The organism is Acinetobacter sp. 161(2023) (genome assembly GCF_037027805.1).
In the GTDB taxonomy this organism is placed as follows: domain Bacteria; phylum Pseudomonadota; class Gammaproteobacteria; order Pseudomonadales; family Moraxellaceae; genus Acinetobacter.
Map to the genome: position 1 here is coordinate 53,238 of NZ_JAZEYD010000004.1, position 18,090 is coordinate 71,327.

Consider the following 18,090-nt stretch of genomic DNA (forward strand, 5'->3'; position numbering starts at 1 on the left):
TGACAATTTAATTTTTATTTGATTATTTTTTCACCAATTTTAACATAAATGCCAAATATCTTTAACATTCCTTTTTTTCATTATTGACTTCATAAATTGTTACAATACAATGACCGCAGCTTTATCTCTTGTTATTGCTGGAAATGATTATGAAAAAACTTGGTTTAGCCACTGCTGTATTATTAGCCATGACCGGTGCTCATGCTTATCAATTTGAAGTTCAAGGTCAATCTGAATATGTTGACACTACTGCAAATGATAAAAACTACACTGGTGACGTTGCTGGTACATTCTATTTAAAAAATGTTGATACCGCTAAAGGTCCTTTAGCTGAAGCAGCTTTCTTAAACCAAGCTTCTAGCGTGTCTTTAGGTTATAGCTATCAACAATATGACCAAAACAACGGCTTAAACTACCGTGTAGGTACATACGGCGTTAAAGGTGAGGCGTACATTCCAACTCCTTACGTTCCTGCTTATGCTAGCGCAACTTATAACCACACTGACGTTGACGGTAAAAACGCAATTTCACGTGATGACCAAGGTGACCGTTATGCATTAGAAGTTGGTGCAATGTTGTTACCTAACTTCTTGATGGCTGTTGGTTATACAAATGTTGCTAACCAATTCGCTTTAGATAACTTCGGTATCATCAGCAACGGTATCTACTCTGCTGTTAACCAAACTGCTGCGATTCAAAACGACCAAGATGCTGTTACAGCACGTGCTAAATATGTAGGTCCAATCGATGGAACTAACATGGCAATTGGTTTTGAAGCTGCTGGTGCTTTCGGTCAAGAAAACCAATACGGTTTAAAAACTGACCTTTACTTAACTCCTAAGTTAAGCGTTGGTGCTGCATTCATCGGTAACGATGGCGTAGCAAACATCAAAGGTAATGACCTTGGTGAATTCCGTCAAGCTTGGGGTGGTAACGTAAACTACTTCATTACTCCAGCTCTTGCTGTTGGTGCGTCTTATATGAAAGCTGACGTTAAAAAGTCTAGCTATGACACACAAACTATCGGCTTAAATGCTAAATTCCGTTTCTAATCTAATTTAGAAATTGAATTAAAAAAAAGGACTCAGTTGAGTCCTTTTTTTATGGCTATTAACTACGTACGACATTTAAGAAATACAGATGACGTTCATATTGATCAATAATATCTTGAATTAAATCTTCTTGTGTCCAATCCATTACATCATAGTTCTGACCACCCTCTCTTAAGAAAACTTCTGCTTGGAAATATTGTCCGTCTTCGGCTTCAGTACGTCCAATTAAAAAACTTGGCGGCACTGTTTCACGTGGAACAACTTTATAAATAAAATTAATTTCATTGTGATGGTCTACCCGAAGCTGCATACCATCTTCAAGTTGGCTAATTGAAACTTCTAGATGACGACGTCTAAATTCATGTTCAATATTTTCAAACGCACGCGTCACTTGCTTTTCAATATATTCACGTACTTCCTCTTCATTATGAGGATAGTGCATGATTAATCCCAAACGCTGTTGCCAGCTTCGTGGATTATGAATGGCGCGTGGTGTAATACGTGCCTCCTGAATGGCTGTCATTTTAGTGACATCAAGATGCAAGGCTTTTATTAGTCCCCAACTCATTAAAAGCATAACGACCGTAAAAGGTAATGCACTCATAATGATTGAAGCCTGAAGTGCGGCCAAGCCACCGACTAGCAATAAAATAATTGCGAGCACAGCCATGAGTACCGTCCAGAACAGACGCTGCCAAGTTGGTGAATTCTCAGATTTAGCAGTTAAATAGTCAGTGACTAATGCCCCTGAATCAGCGGATGTCACAAAAAATAAAACCACCAAAATAGTTGCCAAGACATTCATAACTCCAGAAAACGGCAAGTGACCCAGAAATTCAAATAATGCCACTGACGAATCTTGCTGAACAGCCTGAATTAATGTTGTTTGATGTTCATGAATAATGCTAAATAACGCAGCGTTTCCTAAGAAACCCATCCAGATAATGGTAAAGCCTGTCGGAATGAGTAAAACCCCAACAATAAATTCACGAATGGTACGACCGCGTGAAACTCGGGCAATAAACATTCCCACAAATGGTGACCAAGAAATCCACCAAGCCCAGTACAAAATTGTCCAACCCCCAATCCAGCCATTTGGCTGATAGGCATATAAGTTGAATGTCATAGTGAACAGGTTAGAAATATATTGCCCAGTGTTTTGAATCGTCGTTTGAAGTAAATAAATACTTGGACCAGCAATAAAAACAAATACTAATAATATTAAAGCTAAGACTAAATTTAGCTCCGATAAACGTTTTACGCCCTTATCAAGACCTAAAAATACAGATAAGGAAGCTAATATACTCACAAAAATAATGAGTAAAACCTGTACATGAGTACTTTGCTCTACACCAAATAAATAATGCAAACCAGAATTGATCTGGGTTACCCCAAAGCCAAGAGAGGTCGCTACACCAAATACAGTACCAATGGTTGCGAATATATCGATACCATCGCCCCACACTCCATAAATTCTCTTTCCAATAAGAGGATAAAGTGCAGATCGAGTCTTTAAAGGTAAATTATGCCGATAGGCAAAGTAAGCCAAAGCTAACCCAACTACAGCATAGATTGCCCAAGCATGTAGTCCCCAGTGGAAAAAGGTGACTCTTAGTGCTTGCTGTGCTGCATCAATCGTTTGGGCCTCACCACTTGGTGGATTAACATAGTGCATGACAGGTTCGGCAACGCCGAAGAACATCAAGCCAATCCCCATCCCTGCTGTAAACAGCATGGCGAACCAAGACCCATTGTTATAATCAGGCTGACTATGATCTGGTCCTAATTTAATGCGTCCAATTGAGGAACAGGCAATGTAAATCAATAAGATGAGGAAGAAGGCAACAGATAAAACATAGAACCAGCTAAATGAATCAGTGATCCACTGCTTTAATTGCTGCGTTAAAAGCTCAAAAGAACTCGGAGCAATCACAACCACTGCTAAAAACAAAGCAATAATAATGACCGTCCCAAAAAATACGTTAGGATTAACGTTTGCGAACCAACCGGACTGTTTGGAAGGCATAAATCCTCCATGTTATTTTAATGACGAGTGACAGGCTTAAATGCCGATAAGATATTCATAGAATGAACAAAGCTAGGGCTTTCAATAGAGAAAGCCGATAACACTCTAAATAAACTTAAAGAATATTGCAGTTACAAAGGTGTAAATAAATTAAAACACCTCCTCCATTATTTATCTGAATTTTTTTTAGGGAGGTGGGTAATATATTGTAAAGCGATTAGGCGGGTGACGATTAAAGCTAAATACATGACGCCACAGAACATTTGCAGCATCGCTAAAACGCGCGCTGGTGGAGTGATGGGCATGAGGTCGGATAAGCCTGTAGCTGACTGCAGGCTAAAGCTTAGAAAGAGTAAATCTAGCCAAGTTTGTAAGGCATGAGGGTTATTTGGATTTTGAAAGCTATAAGGGAAAACGAGCTGGCAAATGTTGTATAAAAATGCGAACCCCCATGCAATAAGTGTAAAGACTGCCGCTGCTGCAAATAATTCATCTCTTGTTAAATATCGGTCAGCAAACATATAACAAAATAAACCATAAGCTGCCGAAAAGTAGGCCAGAGCTTCACAGCTATAGGCAAATAGCTGAATATATAAATTGCTATAGCCCAACACAATCAGTACTGATGACAGAATTGCACCGCTCACAAATGTTAAACCTAAAAAAGTAAACATCGGCGTCTGGCGAATAACTTTAGCAATCAATAATAAAGCAAGCATCCCTAATGCCCATGTTAAGGTTCTATAAGCCTCATTATTAAAGGTTAACATGGCCAGAATAAGTAAAATGAATTGCACAAACAGCAACCATGCTGAAGGCAATAATCGAAAGCTCGCCCAAAACTCAATAACAGATCGCATTATTATTTTCCTTGTTTCATCATGCTTTTTTAAGAGTTAACAAATAATACTGTACATAAAACAGGGCAAACAAGTTGTTCTTTATGAAGACCTAAGCTCTAAATTGAAAATAAAATAAGTATAAAAAAAAGCCCCGTAGGGCTTTTAAAAGGATTATGTAGCAATATTGATCTTAGTGATCCGATGCACCAGATGCGCCAATACCTGTCATTGAACGAACATATTGAGCATCGAAAGCAGCACGCTCTTTCTTAGCACGTGCAGAGTTGTCAGTTACCGAGAATAACCAACAGCAAAGGAATGACAATGGCATAGCAAATAATGCAGGACCATTGAATGGATTGATTGGTGTATCAGAGATTTTTAAAGTATCTACCCAAACTGCTTTAGAAAGAACAATGAGGGTTACTGCTGTTACAAGACCAACAACACCACCAATAACCGCTCCACGAGTTGTTAAGCCTTTCCAGAACATTGAAAGAACAAGAACTGGGAAGTTTGCACAGCAAGCTACAGAGAATGCTAGGCCCACCATGAACGCTACGTTTTGCTTTTCAAACAAGATACCTAAAACCATTGCGAAGATTGCTAAACCAAGTGTCGCAATTTTTGACATACGAAGTTCAGAAGCAGGCGTCGTTTGACCTTTCTTGAATACGTTAGCGTATAAGTCATGAGAGATTGCAGATGCACCTGAAAGTGTTAAACCAGCAACAACAGCAAGAATAGTTGCGAATGCTACTGCTGAAATGAAGCCCATGAATAAGTCACCGCCTAAAGCGTCACTTAAATGCACGGCTGCCATATTGTTACCACCAACAAGCTCAAGTTTGCCTGTTACTGCCATTTTTGCAACATCAAGGAATTGCGGATTGTTTGATACGAAAAGAATCGCACCGAAACCAATAATGAAAGTTAAAAGATAGAAGTAACCAATGAAACCTGTTGCAACCACAACCGATTTACGTGCTTCTTTTGCGTCTTTTACAGTGAAGAAACGCATAAGGATGTGTGGAAGACCTGCTGTACCAAACATGAGTGCCAAACCAAGAGACAAGGCATCAATTGGATTTGCAGCAAGTTTACCTGGCCCCATAATTTTTGCAGCATCGGTCAAGCTGATGTCATGTACTTTACTGAAAACTTCAATTGATTGGCTAAACATGTTGCTGAAGCTGAAACCAACTGCTTTCATTACCATGAATGCCATGAAGGTTGCACCACTAAGTAACATGACCGCTTTGATAATTTGTACCCATGTCGTTGCCAACATGCCACCAAAGATTACGTATGCCATCATCAATAGACCAACGATGACTACCGCAATGTTGTAGTTCAAACCAAATAGTAATTTGATGAGCTGACCCGCACCTACCATTTGAGCAATCAAATAGAATGCCACCACAACAAGTGAACTGATTGCAGCTAAAGTACGTACCGGTTTCTCTTCAAGACGGAATGAAACCACATCTGAAAGGTTATATTTACCAAGGTTACGTAAACGTTCTGCAACCAAGAATAAAACGATTGGCCAACCTACCATGAACCCAAGCGAGTAAAGTAAGCCATCAAAGCCCGAACTAAACACAAGTGCAGAAATACCAAGGAAAGATGCAGCAGACATATAGTCACCCGCAATTGCCAGACCATTCTGGAAACCGCTGATGCCACCACCTGCTGTATAGAAATCTTGTGTTGATTGAGTTTGCTTTGCAGCCCACTTAGTAATGAACAAAGTGAAACCAACAAAAATGACAAACATAATAATGGCATGCCAGTTAGTTGCCTGTTGTTCAGCTTCACCCAGATCTGGACTCGCCATAGCCACTGTTGAATATAGCGATGCTGCTGCTAATAAAGCTTTCGCCTTTAATGAATTCCATTTCATATTAGTGTAGTCCTTTCTCATGCGTGATGGCTTCAACTTCCTTCAACGCTTCTTCACTCAACGGGTCAAGGGTCCTATTTGCGATAAAAGAATACACGCCACATAGTAGGAAAGATAAAACAATAATTCCTAAACCTAGCGGGATTCCCCATGTCGTTACACCACCACTAAACGAACTCATTAAAAATTCTTTGTTGTAGCCTACAAGCAGCATAAAACCCACATAAAGAACTAACATGATGATTGTGAGCGTCCAACTTAATGTACTTTTTTTCTTGACCATCTTTTGAAACTTTGGATTGCGTAGAATCTGTTCTACTTGGTTCTGATCCATAACCAAACTCCTTGCCCTGTGCCCAGCCTTGGCCACTTTTTAATAGTAGTTTCTCAGGATTAAAGTTAGCAAAATTACGTGTAATTCGTAACTTAGACTTTGGTCGTTAAAATTTAATCAATTTATAGCTTTGTTTCTGCTTGGGGTATGATAGGCACAAGGTTTTAATCATGTGAGTCATATGAACAGCTGGCTGATTATTGGGGTACTCACCCTTTATATAGCACTCTTATTTGTTTGTGCTTTTTTTGGTGAAAAGCATGCCAGCCGTTTAAGTACACGTGGCCGCATGTTCTTGTTCAGCTTAACACTCGGCGTTTACTGTTCATCATGGACATTTTATGGCGCAACTGGAGCAGCTGTTCGAGAAGGCGTCATTTTCTTGCCTATTTATTTAGGCCCTCTTTTATTTGTCTGGTTTGGCTATGACATTTGGCGCCGTTTAGGTCGGGTACGTCAGCATCACGCCATTTCATCAATTGCCGACTTTGTTGCGGCACGTTATGGGAAAAGTGGGGTATTAGCATCACTGGTCACCATTTTGGCTGTAATCGCGATTATTCCCTATCTGGCCTTACAGTTACGTGCGATTGCTTTAAGTACTTCTGTCATTATGGAACAGAATGCTCATATCCATACAACCACCAATAGTGTTTTACTTTTAACCAGTGTACTGGCTATTTTGGCCATGATTTTTGGTACAAGGCAAATTGCCAATACTGAGCAACATGGTGGCCTTATGTTGGCCGTCGCATTTGAATCTTTTGTAAAATTATTCGCCCTCATTTGCGTCGCTTTATTTTTTATTTTTGAAACGCCAGCGAATCTCGTACAAGTCACATCAGATGTGAACCAAACCTTTCAGGAAGTTCAACTATTTGGGGTGCCTGAAACATTCTGGATTCAAACCTTATTGGCAGGTTTAGCAATTATCTGTTTACCCCGCCAGTTTCATGTGGCCGTGGTCGAGTTACGTGATGAAAAGCATATTCGTGGTGCGCGTAAATGGTTTGCGGTTTATCTCATTTTAACGATTTTAGCCATTATTCCGATCGCAAGCTGGGCCTTGCATGCAGCACCGAAGTTCTTAACTGTACCCGATGTTGCCGTGTTGTCATTACCACTGAGCTATAACCAAGAAGGGTTAGCTTTACTGGCTTTTTTAGGTGGATTCTCTGCATCGACAGGCATGTTACTGGTTTCGTCAGTTGCCCTATCTATTATGCTTAGTAACGACTTAATTATGCCTGCGCTTTGGCGTTTTAAAGTGCTCTCGCGTCACGATAAACATTTACCCAAAGTTCTTAAATTTAGCCGCCGCATTAGTATTGTTGCAGTGATGCTACTTGGCTTTTTATTCTTCCATTTCTTTAATGATATTAACCAGCTTTCAGTATTCGGCCTCTTGGCTTTTAGCGCGGTTGCTCAATTTGCCCCTGCGCTTATTGGGGGTTTGTACTGGCGTGGCGGAAGCCGTCAAGGTGTCTATGCAGGCCTCATCATTGGATTTTTAATGTGGAGTTATACTTTACTGTGTCCAACGATTTTGCGTAGTTTGCCAGAGGCCTATCAGGAAACTGCCCAAAGTATTTTGCTTTTTGGACCATTAGGAATTAATGCATTACGTCCAGAATCACTTTTTGGTTTTGAATCATTTGCACCTTTAACCCATGGCGTTATTTGGTCACTTGGTCTAAATATTGTTTTATATATCTGGATTTCAAAAATTTATCGACCAAGCGTGGCTGAACAAATTCAGGCAGAAAGCTTTTTCTACTATGAAACTAAGCCCTTGCCATCGCCGCATACCTCTACTGATTTAACCTATTTACCGCACGATGCTGCACGCTTAAAAGTAGGTGACCTGTTCGCTCTTGCCAAAAGAATTACGGGTGAGCAACCAACAACACAAGCATTTGAGAACTTTTGCGAGCAAAATCATCTCACGCTCAACCCAAATAGCATCGCCAACGGCATGTGGTGGCGGTTCACCGAGCAATATCTCGCGGGCATTATCGGAGCTGCTTCTGCACGTACTTTGCTCACTACAGCAATGATTAATAATGGTCTTGCATTAGGACAAGTCGCGAATATTTTAGACCAAGCCTCACAGTGGCAACGTTTCAACCAAAACCTGCTCATGACCATGATTGATCACATGACCCAAGGGGTGAGTGTAGTTGATAAAAATATGTGTTTGGTGGCTTGGAATAACCAATATTTAAAATTATTTGGCTACCCAAAAGATTTAGTCTATGTGGGTTGTCCAATTGCCGATCTGATTCGTTATAACGCTGAGCGAGGCGAATGCGGCCCCGGTTCAGTCGAAGAACATGTTCGTAAACGCTTGCACTGGATGAAAGTCGGAAGCGCGCATGAATTTGAACGAATCCGTAAAGACGGACGCGTTATTCAAATGCGCGGTAATCCTATTTCAGGTGGGGGCTTTGTAACGACATTTGCCGACATTACCCCTTTCCGTACAAATGAGGCAATACTTGAAGCCCGCGTAAAAGACCGAACTCAACAACTTGCCGGTGCTTTAACCGAACAACAGCTGGCACGTGAACAAGCTGATATGGCTAATATGTCTAAAAGCCGATTTATTGCTGCGGCAAGTCATGACTTATTACAACCTATGCATGCTGCTCGTCTCTTTAGTACGGTTCTTGAACAAAGCATTGCGACTGAAGAAGACCGTCAAACTTTGCAACAGCTTGACCGTGCGCTGTATGGTGCAGAAAGTATGCTCTCTGCCCTACTCGATATTGCCCGTTTAGAAGGCGGTAGCATTCAGCCAAAAAGACAGCCTTATCCTTTGCATGATTTACTCAGCGATCTTGAACTACAGTTTAAATCGATTGCTGCTCAGCGAAATATTTCACTCAAAGTTCACGATGTATCGTTCTGGATTGACACAGATCCACAGTGGATTCGACGTATTATTCAAAACTTTGTGAGTAATGCTTTGCGCTATACTGCCAAAGGTCGAGTAATTGTCGGTGTATTACGTTCAGCTCAAAAACCTGATCATATTCGTATTGGAGTCTGGGATACAGGTCCCGGAATTGCCGAAGAACAACGTATTAAACTGTTTCAAGAATTCGAACGCTGTGGGCACTTATCACCGTGGGGTGAGCAAGGTCTAGGCTTAGGCCTCGCGATTGTGCAGCGTATGACAGGTTTGTTGAATTACCCTGTTCATGTCTATTCACAGCTCGATAAAGGCTCCTGCTTTATGATTGAGGTTCCAATCGTAGAAGCACCAAAAGTGATAACTCCAACCGTACAGGCAGTGCCTTTAAAAACTAAAGCCTACCGGATTTTATGTTTAGACAATGATGAAACTATTTTAGAAGGAATGAGTAGCTTATTAGGTCGATGGGGTTATGAGGTTTTTAAAGCCACTGAACCAGAACAAGCACTAGAAATTATTCAAAAAGAGAATATTCAGGTCTGGCTCATCGATCAGCATTTAAATAACAACCAACTCGGTGTCGATTTTATTATGCAAAATCGACAGCATGACGTTCCGGTTGCTTTAATTACAGCGGACTCTCATCCAGAATTACCTCAACAATTGAAAGAACTTAATATCGTTTTACTCAAAAAACCGCTTAAACCAGCCTCTCTAAGAGCATGGCTATCGGGGCTTAAAATTGCCAGCGCGGCAGATTAAACATTTTCCTCTCCCAAGCTTTTTATAGGTTTGGGAGAGTTTTTTTGGCAAAAGTTATAGGTTTAATTTAAGCCAATAGGCAGAACTGCTCAAAAAGTCTTCTTTTGTTGATTAAATAATTGGCCAAACTTTCCAACAGCCCTTTTTCTATGGCAAAGCCCATCTTTTTTGTAAGTGAACACTTGTATACTTAGTTACAATTTAATAAGTATTTGTTTTTTAAAAATATTATCTAGATAAAACCACTATGTACGACTTTAGTCGTATTCTACTTGCATTCTTGATGACACATAACTATTCCAAACGCATTTGATAAATGTATAACCATTTTTTAACCGATTTCTATATTAAGCACCCCTGCTCACGAATTAATGCAAAGGACAATTGCCATGAATATTTCTGATAACAGCCCACAAGGCCAACTCTCATCTCAACAGTTTTATCGTCAATACAGTGCCAATGCTTTACTTCCTGAACTAGATTGGCAAAGTATTTTTCCCAACAGCAAACTGAATGAAGCCCATATCAAGGCATTAAATACGATTTATCAGTGTGCTGTTCCTTTGGCACTTAATATTTTTCATGATTTGAATTTTGATGTATTTGCTCCAGCAGCCTACCATCCACAAGGTTTAGGGCTATTTGATAAATTAGGTCAACAAGAAGAAAAGTTCTTACAAGTCCTTACAGCTGAAAGTGAAAATCTTGATCATGACACACGTCATCAAATCTGGAGCATGTTACTTCGCGGTGGTGCTGTACTTGTTTTCAAAGCTTGGCTTGGTCATGTCAAACACGGAGAAAATCAGTTAGATATGACTCAGTTTGATGAACTCTCTGACTTACTCTTTATTAAAACTCATCCAGATCAACTTGCTGAACGACTACATGTCGATGAAAAAGCAAAACTCGACCATATCTTCTTGATGTATGGCAATGATATTTTCCTTGATCGCTTCAATAGTCTAGAAACAGCTGCACTTTTTGTAGATTTAGGCGTTTATGATGCAGCGTTTTTAAGCTTGCGTGATGACCGCGTGGCTGAATATTTAAAAATGAAAGGTTATGTGACTCAAGATCAAATTGATGATTTGCAATGTGCACTCAATCCCTTGTACTGCGACAGCCTAACACCAAAGCAAGATTGCCTTGCTTAAATGGCACACATAAAAAAGACCTCAACTGAGGTCTTTTTTATTTTTTTAAATTTTCTTATCTTCAATATTTAATGCACTAATTGCCAATACAGCCTGTGTACGATTTTGTACACCTAATTTTCTAAAGATGGCTGTCACATGGGCTTTAATCGTTGCTTCTGAAACATCGAGTTCGTAGGCAATCTGTTTATTTAACAAGCCTTCTGCAACCATCATCAAAACACGGAATTGCTGTGGTGTTAAAGATTGAATACGCTCAGCTAAAGCAGTTTCATCTGCCGCTCTCGGATCAAGATTAAGGTTAGGTGGCAAGTTAGGTGGTAACCAGATTTCACCTTCTAAAACGTGGCGAATCGCTTCACCAATATGACTTGGATGAGCAGATTTAGGAATATAACCCATCGCGCCATGTGCAATCGCACGCTGAATAATTGAAGTTTCTTCATGCGCAGAAACCACAATAATTGGAATAGCTGGATACTGTGCTCGTACATAGACTAGAGCAGAAAAGCCTGAAGCACCCGGCAAATTTAAATCGAGTAATACTAGATCAGGTTCTGCCCCATTTTCCAAACGCTCATAAAACTCATCAACCGAAGCTGTTTCATGAATTTGTGCCTGTGGCAGGCTATAACGTACTGCTTGAATTAAAGCATGACGAAACAAAGGATGATCATCAACGATTAAAATATTCATAAGCGATTAAAGTAATCTTGAGCATAAGTATGGCCTATTGTAACCCTACTATTTAGTTGAAAGATACGTTCATCTTATCCATTTTTATGCAAAATGTTGATAAATGCAGAACTTAGCTAAAATATTCAGATGTTTTTTAACATTTAATCAAAATTAATCTGTTTTTTATATAAGCTTACTTTTTATTATAAAAAATATATCACCAATAATTATATAAAATAAAAACAGCAACTTAGTATAGAAACAAAATATATAAATCCACTATTTATCTTTTATATTTAAAACTGATAAGGTTGACCAATTTCGTTATTTTACAGTTTGCCGTCGTTGTTGATTAATAAGTCCAATCTCTTATTTTAGGCTTAGGAATCAAATTATGACTGGTATCACATCACCAAAACCTTTGAATATTGTTGCTGTTTCTGGTGGCTTAAATACCCCATCTAAAACGGAAAGTCTGGTTCAAGCCATTCTTGATGAGTTAGCCGAAGCAACCGATATTAAAGTTCATTTTATTAAATTAAGCGAAATTGGGCCATTACTAGGTGGTGCATTTTATCGCAACCAACTTCCACAGCGCGTACAAGATGATCTTGCAGCAGTTGAAGCAGCAGATGCTTTAATTGTAGGTACCCCTGTTTACCGTGCCTCTTTTACGGGTCTTTTCAAACATTTCTTCGATTTTGTTGAACAAACTGCATTGGTCGATGTGCCTGTACTTTTAGCAGCATCAGGCGGTAGTGATCGTCACGCACTCGTACTTGAACATCAACTTCGTCCATTGTTCAGCTTCTTCCAAGCACAAACTTTACCAATTGGCGTATATGCAACTGATCGTGACTTTACTCCTGAATATACGGTGAAAAGCGAGCAATTATCAGATCGTATTACGTTAGCAGTGGCCCGTGCATTGCCAATTTTAGAATGGGCGCCAGCGAAAGGTAAACGTGCTGAAGTGATCAAATCTAAGACTCAGCAAGCGAATCAAGAGCTTGGTATTAACAAGCAAATTGAGCAAGAAGAAGTATTACCTTCAGCAGCTGTACCTGATCTTGATGCAGCAGAGTCTCGCTTGCACCACAAGTCTGGCAAATCATTAACGCATGTTGCCTAAGCGCAATATCGCTAAATAAAAATACGAATTGGGAGAGCGTACCATGACGCAATTACAACAACCGATTAAATTTGCTTATTGGGTACCAAACGTAAGCGGTGGCCTTGTCGTAAGTAACATTGAACAGCGTACAGACTGGAGTTACGACTACAATGTTCGACTTGCTCAAGCTGCTGAAAAAAATGGTTTTGAATATGCGCTCACCCAAATTCGTTTTACGGCGGGCTATGGGGCAGAAAACCAGCATGAATCAGTAAGTTTCAGTCATGCATTATTGGCAAAAACTGAAAAACTTAAGGTCATTGCTGCTATTCTGCCCGGCCCTTGGAAACCAGTACTCGCGGCTAAGCAACTTGCAACAATTGATTATCTAACTGAAGGCCGTATTGCCATTAATGTGGTGAGTGGTTGGTTTAGAGGAGAGTTTGATGCGATTGGTGAAGAGTGGCCAGAGCATGATCAACGCTACGTCCGCTCTGAAGAATTTATTCGTACACTAAAAGGAATCTGGACCACTGATAACTATAGTTTTGATGGTAAATACTACCAATTCCAAAACTACACACTTAAACCAAAACCTCTGCAAAAGCCTCATATTGAAGTGTTTCAAGGCGGCAGCTCACGTGCTGCACGTGACATGGCTTCACGTGTATCTGATTGGTATTTCACCAACGGTAATACCGTAGAGGAAATTCAAAAACAAGTCGAAGACATTCGCACTAAAGCTAAAGCCAATAACCATCACGTCAAAATTGGGGTGAATGCGTTCATCATTGCCAGAGATACCGAAGAAGAAGCAAAAGCGGTACTTCAAGAAATTATTGATAAAGCCAACACTGAAGCGGTAAATGCTTTTGGCGATGCAACACGTGAAGCAGGTGCAGCTTCTCCAGAGCAACAAGGTAACTGGGCAAAATCAAGTTTTGAAGATTTAGTGCAATACAACGATGGCTTTAAAACCAATTTAATTGGTACACCGCAGCAAATTGCAGAGCGTATTGTGGCGCTTAAAGATGTCGGTGTTGATTTGATTCTTTCTGGATTCTTACATTTCATTGAAGAAGTAGAATATTTTGGGGAAAAAGTTCTACCACTCATTCGCCAATTAGAACTTCAACAAGAAAAGGAGATAGAAATTCAAGCCAAATCAGCCTAAAAAACTTCATTTAAAGCAGCGCAAGACAATAAAAACAATAAATTAAAAATAAAGACTTATTGGCTCCAAGACTCGGCTTGGAGCCTTTATTTTTTTTAAGATTTCTCAACTTCTCGAATCACTGTTTCAACCGAATAACGGCACCATTTTGAAAGTTTCTCGATAAATTCATTTAATGCTGCGGATTCAAAATGGCTTACGATCATATAGCAAGCATTGCCCATCACTTTAAAGCATTCATCTATTTGTTCATATTGCTTGACCAAATTTTCAATTTCTTCAAAAGCGCGTTGTTCATTTAAATGCAAATGAATAAATTGTTTATGCGAATATTGCACGGCAATCGTGTAATTTTTGATGACACCAGCATCCATTAACTGAGCAATTCGAGCACCCACTGCCTGCCCTGTCCGGTGAACTCGCTGCCCAATTTCTTTATTGGTTAAGCGTGAATCTTGCTTGAGTAATGCAATAATTTTTAGATCAATCGGGTCTAATTCAATATTCATTTTTCATGGCGAAAGAAAACTGGCGGTAATGCTTTCATCTGACTATAGCCGATTTTACCAGCAGAGAATAATCTTGTTTTATCTCATATCAACAAGAGTGATCTCATGAAACAAGCACTATTAGTTATCGATGTACAAAATGATTATTTTAAAAATGGCAAAATGGAATTGGTTGGGCCAGAGCAAGCGCTAGAAAAAATAAAACAACTCGAACAATATTTTAACGAGAAAAACTTGCCAATCATTTATGTGCAACATATTAACCCGCCACAAGCGAGTTTCTTCCAAGAAAATACAGATGGGGTTTTACTTCACCCTGAACTTAGTGCTCACGATGAGTCATTAATCATAACAAAGCATTATCCAAACAGTTTTTTAGAAACCAATTTAGATGAACTTTTAAAAGCACATCAAATTGAGCAACTCGTGATTACAGGTATGATGACTCACATGTGTATTGATTCAGGTACACGTGCAGCCAAAGAACTGGGCTATCAACCAATCTTAATTGCAGATGCCACCGCAACTCGTGATTTAAGCTATGCTGGGAAGACTGCAAAAGCAGAAGATGTACAAACTGCTTTTTTAACTGCCCTTAGCACGTTTGCGAATGTACAAAATACTGCTGATTTTTTAGCAAACTCTTAATAAAGCTTAATAAAAAAGCCCCATTTGGGGCTTTTTTAAAATTAGTTTTGCTTATCGGGATAAACCGTTGCAATGAGCTGATCTACTACAGCAGGTTCAGCCAAAGTTGAAGTATCACCTAAACTATCAAGCTCATTTGCCGCAATCTTTCTTAAAATACGGCGCATGATTTTACCCGAACGCGTTTTAGGTAATGCTGGCGCCCAGTGTAGTGCATCAGGTGAAGCCACAGGCCCAAGCACTTTACGCACCCAATTAATTAACTCTTTACGTAGTTCTTCCGACTCTGGAACACCTGCTTGTAAAGTCACAAAAGTACAAATACCTTGTCCTTTAATGTCATGCGGCATTCCTACTACCGCAGCTTCGGCAACAGCTTCATGCGACACCAAAGCACTTTCAATTTCAGCAGTGCCTAGACGGTGTCCAGAAACGTTTAAGACATCATCAACACGACCTGTGATCCAGTAATATCCGTCTTCATCACGGCGAACGCCATCACCTGTAAAGTAAGTGTTTTTAAAGGTCGAGAAATACGCCTCAATAAAACGGTCTGGGTCACCCCAAATGGTACGCATCTGGCCCGGCCATGAATCTTTAATCACAAGGTTACCTTCAGCAGCACCCTCTAGCTCATTACCTTCGCCATCTACGATGGCTGGTTGAATACCAAATAACGGACGTGTTGCCGAACCTGGTTTTAATGCTGTTGCCCCTGGTAACGGTGCAATTAAAATACCACCTGTTTCAGTTTGCCACCAAGTATCAACAATCGGGCAGCGACCTTCACCAACAACGTTGTAGTACCAATTCCAAGCCTCAGGGTTAATCGGTTCACCGACCGAACCAAGTAACCGCAAGCTACTACGGTTACTTTCACGTACAAACGAATCACCTTCTCGCATCATGGCGCGAATCGCGGTTGGAGCCGTATATAAAATAGAGACTTTATGTTTATCGACCACATGACCAAGACGGGCCCAAGTTGGATACTGAGGTACACCCTCAAACATTAAGGTCGTGGTGCCATTTGCAAGTGGGCCATAGATCAGATAACTATGACCTGTAATCCAGCCTACATCGGCCGTACACCAGTACACATCATCTTGTTTTAGATCAAAGACCTCTTTAAAGGTACTTGTTACATAGACTAAATAACCACCTGTGGTATGCAATACACCTTTTGGTTTACCTGTCGAGCCCGAGGTATAGAGAATAAATAATGGGTCTTCAGCCTTCATCGGTTCTGGAGGACAGTTGGCATCCACTTCCATAATAATGAGGTGATACCACAAATCACGTCCCGGCTTCATTTCGATCGGGTTCGCATTACGGTAAACCACCACTACATTTTCAACACACTCTGTACCCGGCAATTCTAGAGCCAAATCGACATTTTCTTTGAGTGGTAGCAACTTACCAGCACGTAGACTTGAGTCTGCGGTAATCACAAGTTTAGCTTGGCTATCTTCAATACGGCTTGCTAAAGAGTCTGGCGAGAAACCGCCAAATACTACACAGTGAACCGCACCAATACGAGTACAGGCCAACATGGCAATTGCAGCTTCCGTTACCATCGGCATATACAGCACAACACGGTCACCTTTACCAATCCCATATTTCTTTAAAACGTTGGCAAAGCGGCAGACTTCATCGTGTAATTCTTTATAAGAAACGATTTTATGGCGAGAAGGATGGTCACCTTCCCAAATAATTGCAGGTTTATGTGGATGTTCTTTAAGATGCCTGTCTAGGCAGTTTGCTGACACATTCAACTCTCCATCAGCAAACCATTCAATTTTGAAATTGTCTTTGTCAAAACTCGTATTTTTAACTTGGGTAAATGGTTTTATCCAATCGACAATTTTAGCTTGCTCTGCCCAGAATTCATCTGGGTTCTCGATAGAGTGTTGATAACGTTTAAAGTAGTCTGCTTCAACAGTACGAGCTGTTTTTTTAAACTCCTCTGGTACCGGATAGATCTCATTCATACGCAACTTCCTTGATCTTGTGCATCCCATCTCGAGACTGTGGCTATTATTTTACTGGATCTTATTTGCATGCCTTTGCAGTATGATGACTCTTTCAAAGCCCAAACAATGCGACTTTGGTCATATATTAACCACTTACTTAAGCATACGAAATTGTGAATATTTTTATAAAATTAAGTTGATTTAAAACATTTGTCTATAGCTTTTCCTTTTATAATTTTTTCAAGATTTGATGGTTTTGACCATCAACAAAGATTATTTTACCTTTTAGAAGCAGCACAGGAATAAAATAATATGTTTGCCGAAACTCCCTCTTCACGTCCACCTCAAATCCCGTTTAAAGACAGCCCTTTTTCGATTCATGGGCGTTTTAATCGTATGAGCTATTTAGGTGGTTATGGCCTAATTTATTTAGTCACCCTCGCAGGCTATTTCATTTTGGCCTCATTTCTTGGAAGTTTTCAGCTTTCAAGCAATCTGTTTAATTTTGAATTTTATAGCTCTCTTTCTGGAGCCAGTGCTTTAGTAGTCTGGGCTTTTTCGCTGTTTTTAATTTATTTAAATATTGTTCTCGTTGTTCGACGCCTGCACGATCTAAATAAGAGTGGCTGGATGGGATTGCTATTGTTCATTCCAGTTGTTCAATTCTTTTTTATGATTTATTTACTGCTTGCTTCCGGTACAGCAGGTCCAAACGAGTACGGTCCTGTTCGACCAGCAATGTTTATAGAAAAACTGATGGCTTGGCTTATTTTAGTGGCTATTTTAGTTAGCCTCATTTCAACAGCAGGAATTTTTTATTATTTCTCAGGGACCGACAGCCTAGAAACACCGACACAAATCTTACAAAAAGGAACGGAATACTTTTAATTAAAAAACACTTTATTATTCAGATGAACTCATTATAGTAGGCGCACATTTTTATCTCCTACTATGATGAAAGCTGAAAATCGCTTTCATAAATTTTTTTTAATTGAGAC

The 18,090-nt window shown here is 39.9% G+C and carries 14 protein-coding genes; 7 read left to right on the forward strand and 7 right to left on the reverse strand.

What is annotated here, in order from left to right; translation table 11 throughout:
• Positions 1 to 149 precede the first annotated feature (149 nt).
• Entirely contained in the window at positions 150 to 1,052 is a 903-nt protein-coding gene (gene omp33-36, locus WA249_RS04670; RefSeq protein ID WP_199966378.1) for a porin Omp33-36, read from the forward strand.
• Positions 1,053 to 1,110: 58 nt separating this feature from the next.
• Here omp33-36 and WA249_RS04675 read toward each other — a convergent pair whose 3' ends face one another.
• From WA249_RS04675 to WA249_RS04690, 4 genes are all read right to left on the reverse strand, one after another.
• Positions 1,111 to 3,078 (reverse strand): BCCT family transporter, encoded by a 1,968-nt coding sequence (locus WA249_RS04675; RefSeq protein ID WP_336166675.1) that lies wholly within the window; start codon positions 3,076 to 3,078, stop codon positions 1,111 to 1,113.
• Between the two features lie 167 nt (positions 3,079 to 3,245).
• Positions 3,246 to 3,938, reverse strand: a complete 693-nt coding sequence (locus tag WA249_RS04680; protein ID WP_336166676.1) for an ion channel — start codon at positions 3,936 to 3,938, stop codon at positions 3,246 to 3,248.
• 172 nt (positions 3,939 to 4,110) lie between these two features.
• Positions 4,111 to 5,826: a cation acetate symporter gene (locus WA249_RS04685; protein WP_336166677.1), complete on the reverse strand. Its 1,716-nt coding sequence runs from the start codon at positions 5,824 to 5,826 to the stop codon at positions 4,111 to 4,113.
• Position 5,827: 1 nt separating this feature from the next.
• Positions 5,828 to 6,160, reverse strand: coding sequence for a DUF485 domain-containing protein (locus WA249_RS04690; protein WP_336166678.1), 333 nt, complete (start codon positions 6,158 to 6,160; stop codon positions 5,828 to 5,830).
• Positions 6,161 to 6,341: 181 nt separating this feature from the next.
• Here WA249_RS04690 and WA249_RS04695 point away from each other — a divergent pair, with 181 nt between their 5' ends.
• On the forward strand, positions 6,342 to 9,839 hold the full coding sequence (locus tag WA249_RS04695; protein ID WP_336166679.1) for a hybrid sensor histidine kinase/response regulator: 3,498 nt from the start codon (positions 6,342 to 6,344) through the stop codon (positions 9,837 to 9,839).
• A gap of 389 nt (positions 9,840 to 10,228) precedes the next feature.
• Positions 10,229 to 10,996 (forward strand): hypothetical protein, encoded by a 768-nt coding sequence (locus WA249_RS04700; protein WP_016139887.1) that lies wholly within the window; start codon positions 10,229 to 10,231, stop codon positions 10,994 to 10,996.
• Positions 10,997 to 11,041: 45 nt separating this feature from the next.
• On the opposite strand, the gene WA249_RS04705 is transcribed toward WA249_RS04700, so the two are convergent.
• The gene (locus WA249_RS04705) at positions 11,042 to 11,692 is read right to left on the reverse strand and encodes a response regulator transcription factor (protein ID WP_004790013.1); all 651 of its coding nucleotides are present in this window, start codon (positions 11,690 to 11,692) and stop codon (positions 11,042 to 11,044) included.
• Between the two features lie 376 nt (positions 11,693 to 12,068).
• Here WA249_RS04705 and msuE point away from each other — a divergent pair, with 376 nt between their 5' ends.
• Entirely contained in the window at positions 12,069 to 12,806 is a 738-nt protein-coding gene (gene msuE / locus WA249_RS04710; RefSeq protein WP_336166680.1) for an FMN reductase, read from the forward strand.
• Positions 12,807 to 12,849: 43 nt separating this feature from the next.
• Entirely contained in the window at positions 12,850 to 13,962 is a 1,113-nt protein-coding gene (gene sfnG, locus WA249_RS04715) for a dimethylsulfone monooxygenase SfnG (RefSeq protein ID WP_336166681.1), read from the forward strand.
• Between the two features lie 95 nt (positions 13,963 to 14,057).
• Here sfnG and WA249_RS04720 read toward each other — a convergent pair whose 3' ends face one another.
• Positions 14,058 to 14,471 (reverse strand): Lrp/AsnC family transcriptional regulator, encoded by a 414-nt coding sequence (locus WA249_RS04720; protein WP_336166682.1) that lies wholly within the window; start codon positions 14,469 to 14,471, stop codon positions 14,058 to 14,060.
• 105 nt (positions 14,472 to 14,576) lie between these two features.
• Between WA249_RS04720 and WA249_RS04725 the strand changes: the two genes are divergently transcribed.
• Positions 14,577 to 15,119 (forward strand): cysteine hydrolase family protein, encoded by a 543-nt coding sequence (locus WA249_RS04725; RefSeq protein ID WP_336166683.1) that lies wholly within the window; start codon positions 14,577 to 14,579, stop codon positions 15,117 to 15,119.
• Between the two features lie 41 nt (positions 15,120 to 15,160).
• Here WA249_RS04725 and acs read toward each other — a convergent pair whose 3' ends face one another.
• Entirely contained in the window at positions 15,161 to 17,110 is a 1,950-nt protein-coding gene (gene acs / locus WA249_RS04730; RefSeq protein ID WP_336166684.1) for an acetate--CoA ligase, read from the reverse strand.
• A 294-nt stretch (positions 17,111 to 17,404) separates the two neighbouring features.
• Here acs and WA249_RS04735 point away from each other — a divergent pair, with 294 nt between their 5' ends.
• Positions 17,405 to 17,980: a DUF805 domain-containing protein gene (locus WA249_RS04735; RefSeq protein ID WP_336166685.1), complete on the forward strand. Its 576-nt coding sequence runs from the start codon at positions 17,405 to 17,407 to the stop codon at positions 17,978 to 17,980.
• The last annotated feature ends 110 nt before the right edge of the window (positions 17,981 to 18,090 follow it).

Coding starts and splice junctions, on each gene's coding strand:
- WA249_RS04680 (WP_336166676.1), bottom strand. CDS start 3,938: ATGCGATCTGTTATTGAGTTTTGGGCGAGCTTTCGATTATTGCCTTCA.
- omp33-36 (WP_199966378.1), top strand. CDS start 150: ATGAAAAAACTTGGTTTAGCCACTGCTGTATTATTAGCCATGACCGGT.
- WA249_RS04675 (WP_336166675.1), bottom strand. CDS start 3,078: ATGCCTTCCAAACAGTCCGGTTGGTTCGCAAACGTTAATCCTAACGTA.
- sfnG (WP_336166681.1), top strand. CDS start 12,850: ATGACGCAATTACAACAACCGATTAAATTTGCTTATTGGGTACCAAAC.
- WA249_RS04690 (WP_336166678.1), bottom strand. CDS start 6,160: ATGGATCAGAACCAAGTAGAACAGATTCTACGCAATCCAAAGTTTCAA.
- acs (WP_336166684.1), bottom strand. CDS start 17,110: ATGAATGAGATCTATCCGGTACCAGAGGAGTTTAAAAAAACAGCTCGT.
- WA249_RS04735 (WP_336166685.1), top strand. CDS start 17,405: ATGTTTGCCGAAACTCCCTCTTCACGTCCACCTCAAATCCCGTTTAAA.
- WA249_RS04695 (WP_336166679.1), top strand. CDS start 6,342: ATGAACAGCTGGCTGATTATTGGGGTACTCACCCTTTATATAGCACTC.
- WA249_RS04705 (WP_004790013.1), bottom strand. CDS start 11,692: ATGAATATTTTAATCGTTGATGATCATCCTTTGTTTCGTCATGCTTTA.
- WA249_RS04725 (WP_336166683.1), top strand. CDS start 14,577: ATGAAACAAGCACTATTAGTTATCGATGTACAAAATGATTATTTTAAA.
- msuE (WP_336166680.1), top strand. CDS start 12,069: ATGACTGGTATCACATCACCAAAACCTTTGAATATTGTTGCTGTTTCT.
- WA249_RS04685 (WP_336166677.1), bottom strand. CDS start 5,826: ATGAAATGGAATTCATTAAAGGCGAAAGCTTTATTAGCAGCAGCATCG.
- WA249_RS04720 (WP_336166682.1), bottom strand. CDS start 14,471: ATGAATATTGAATTAGACCCGATTGATCTAAAAATTATTGCATTACTC.
- WA249_RS04700 (WP_016139887.1), top strand. CDS start 10,229: ATGAATATTTCTGATAACAGCCCACAAGGCCAACTCTCATCTCAACAG.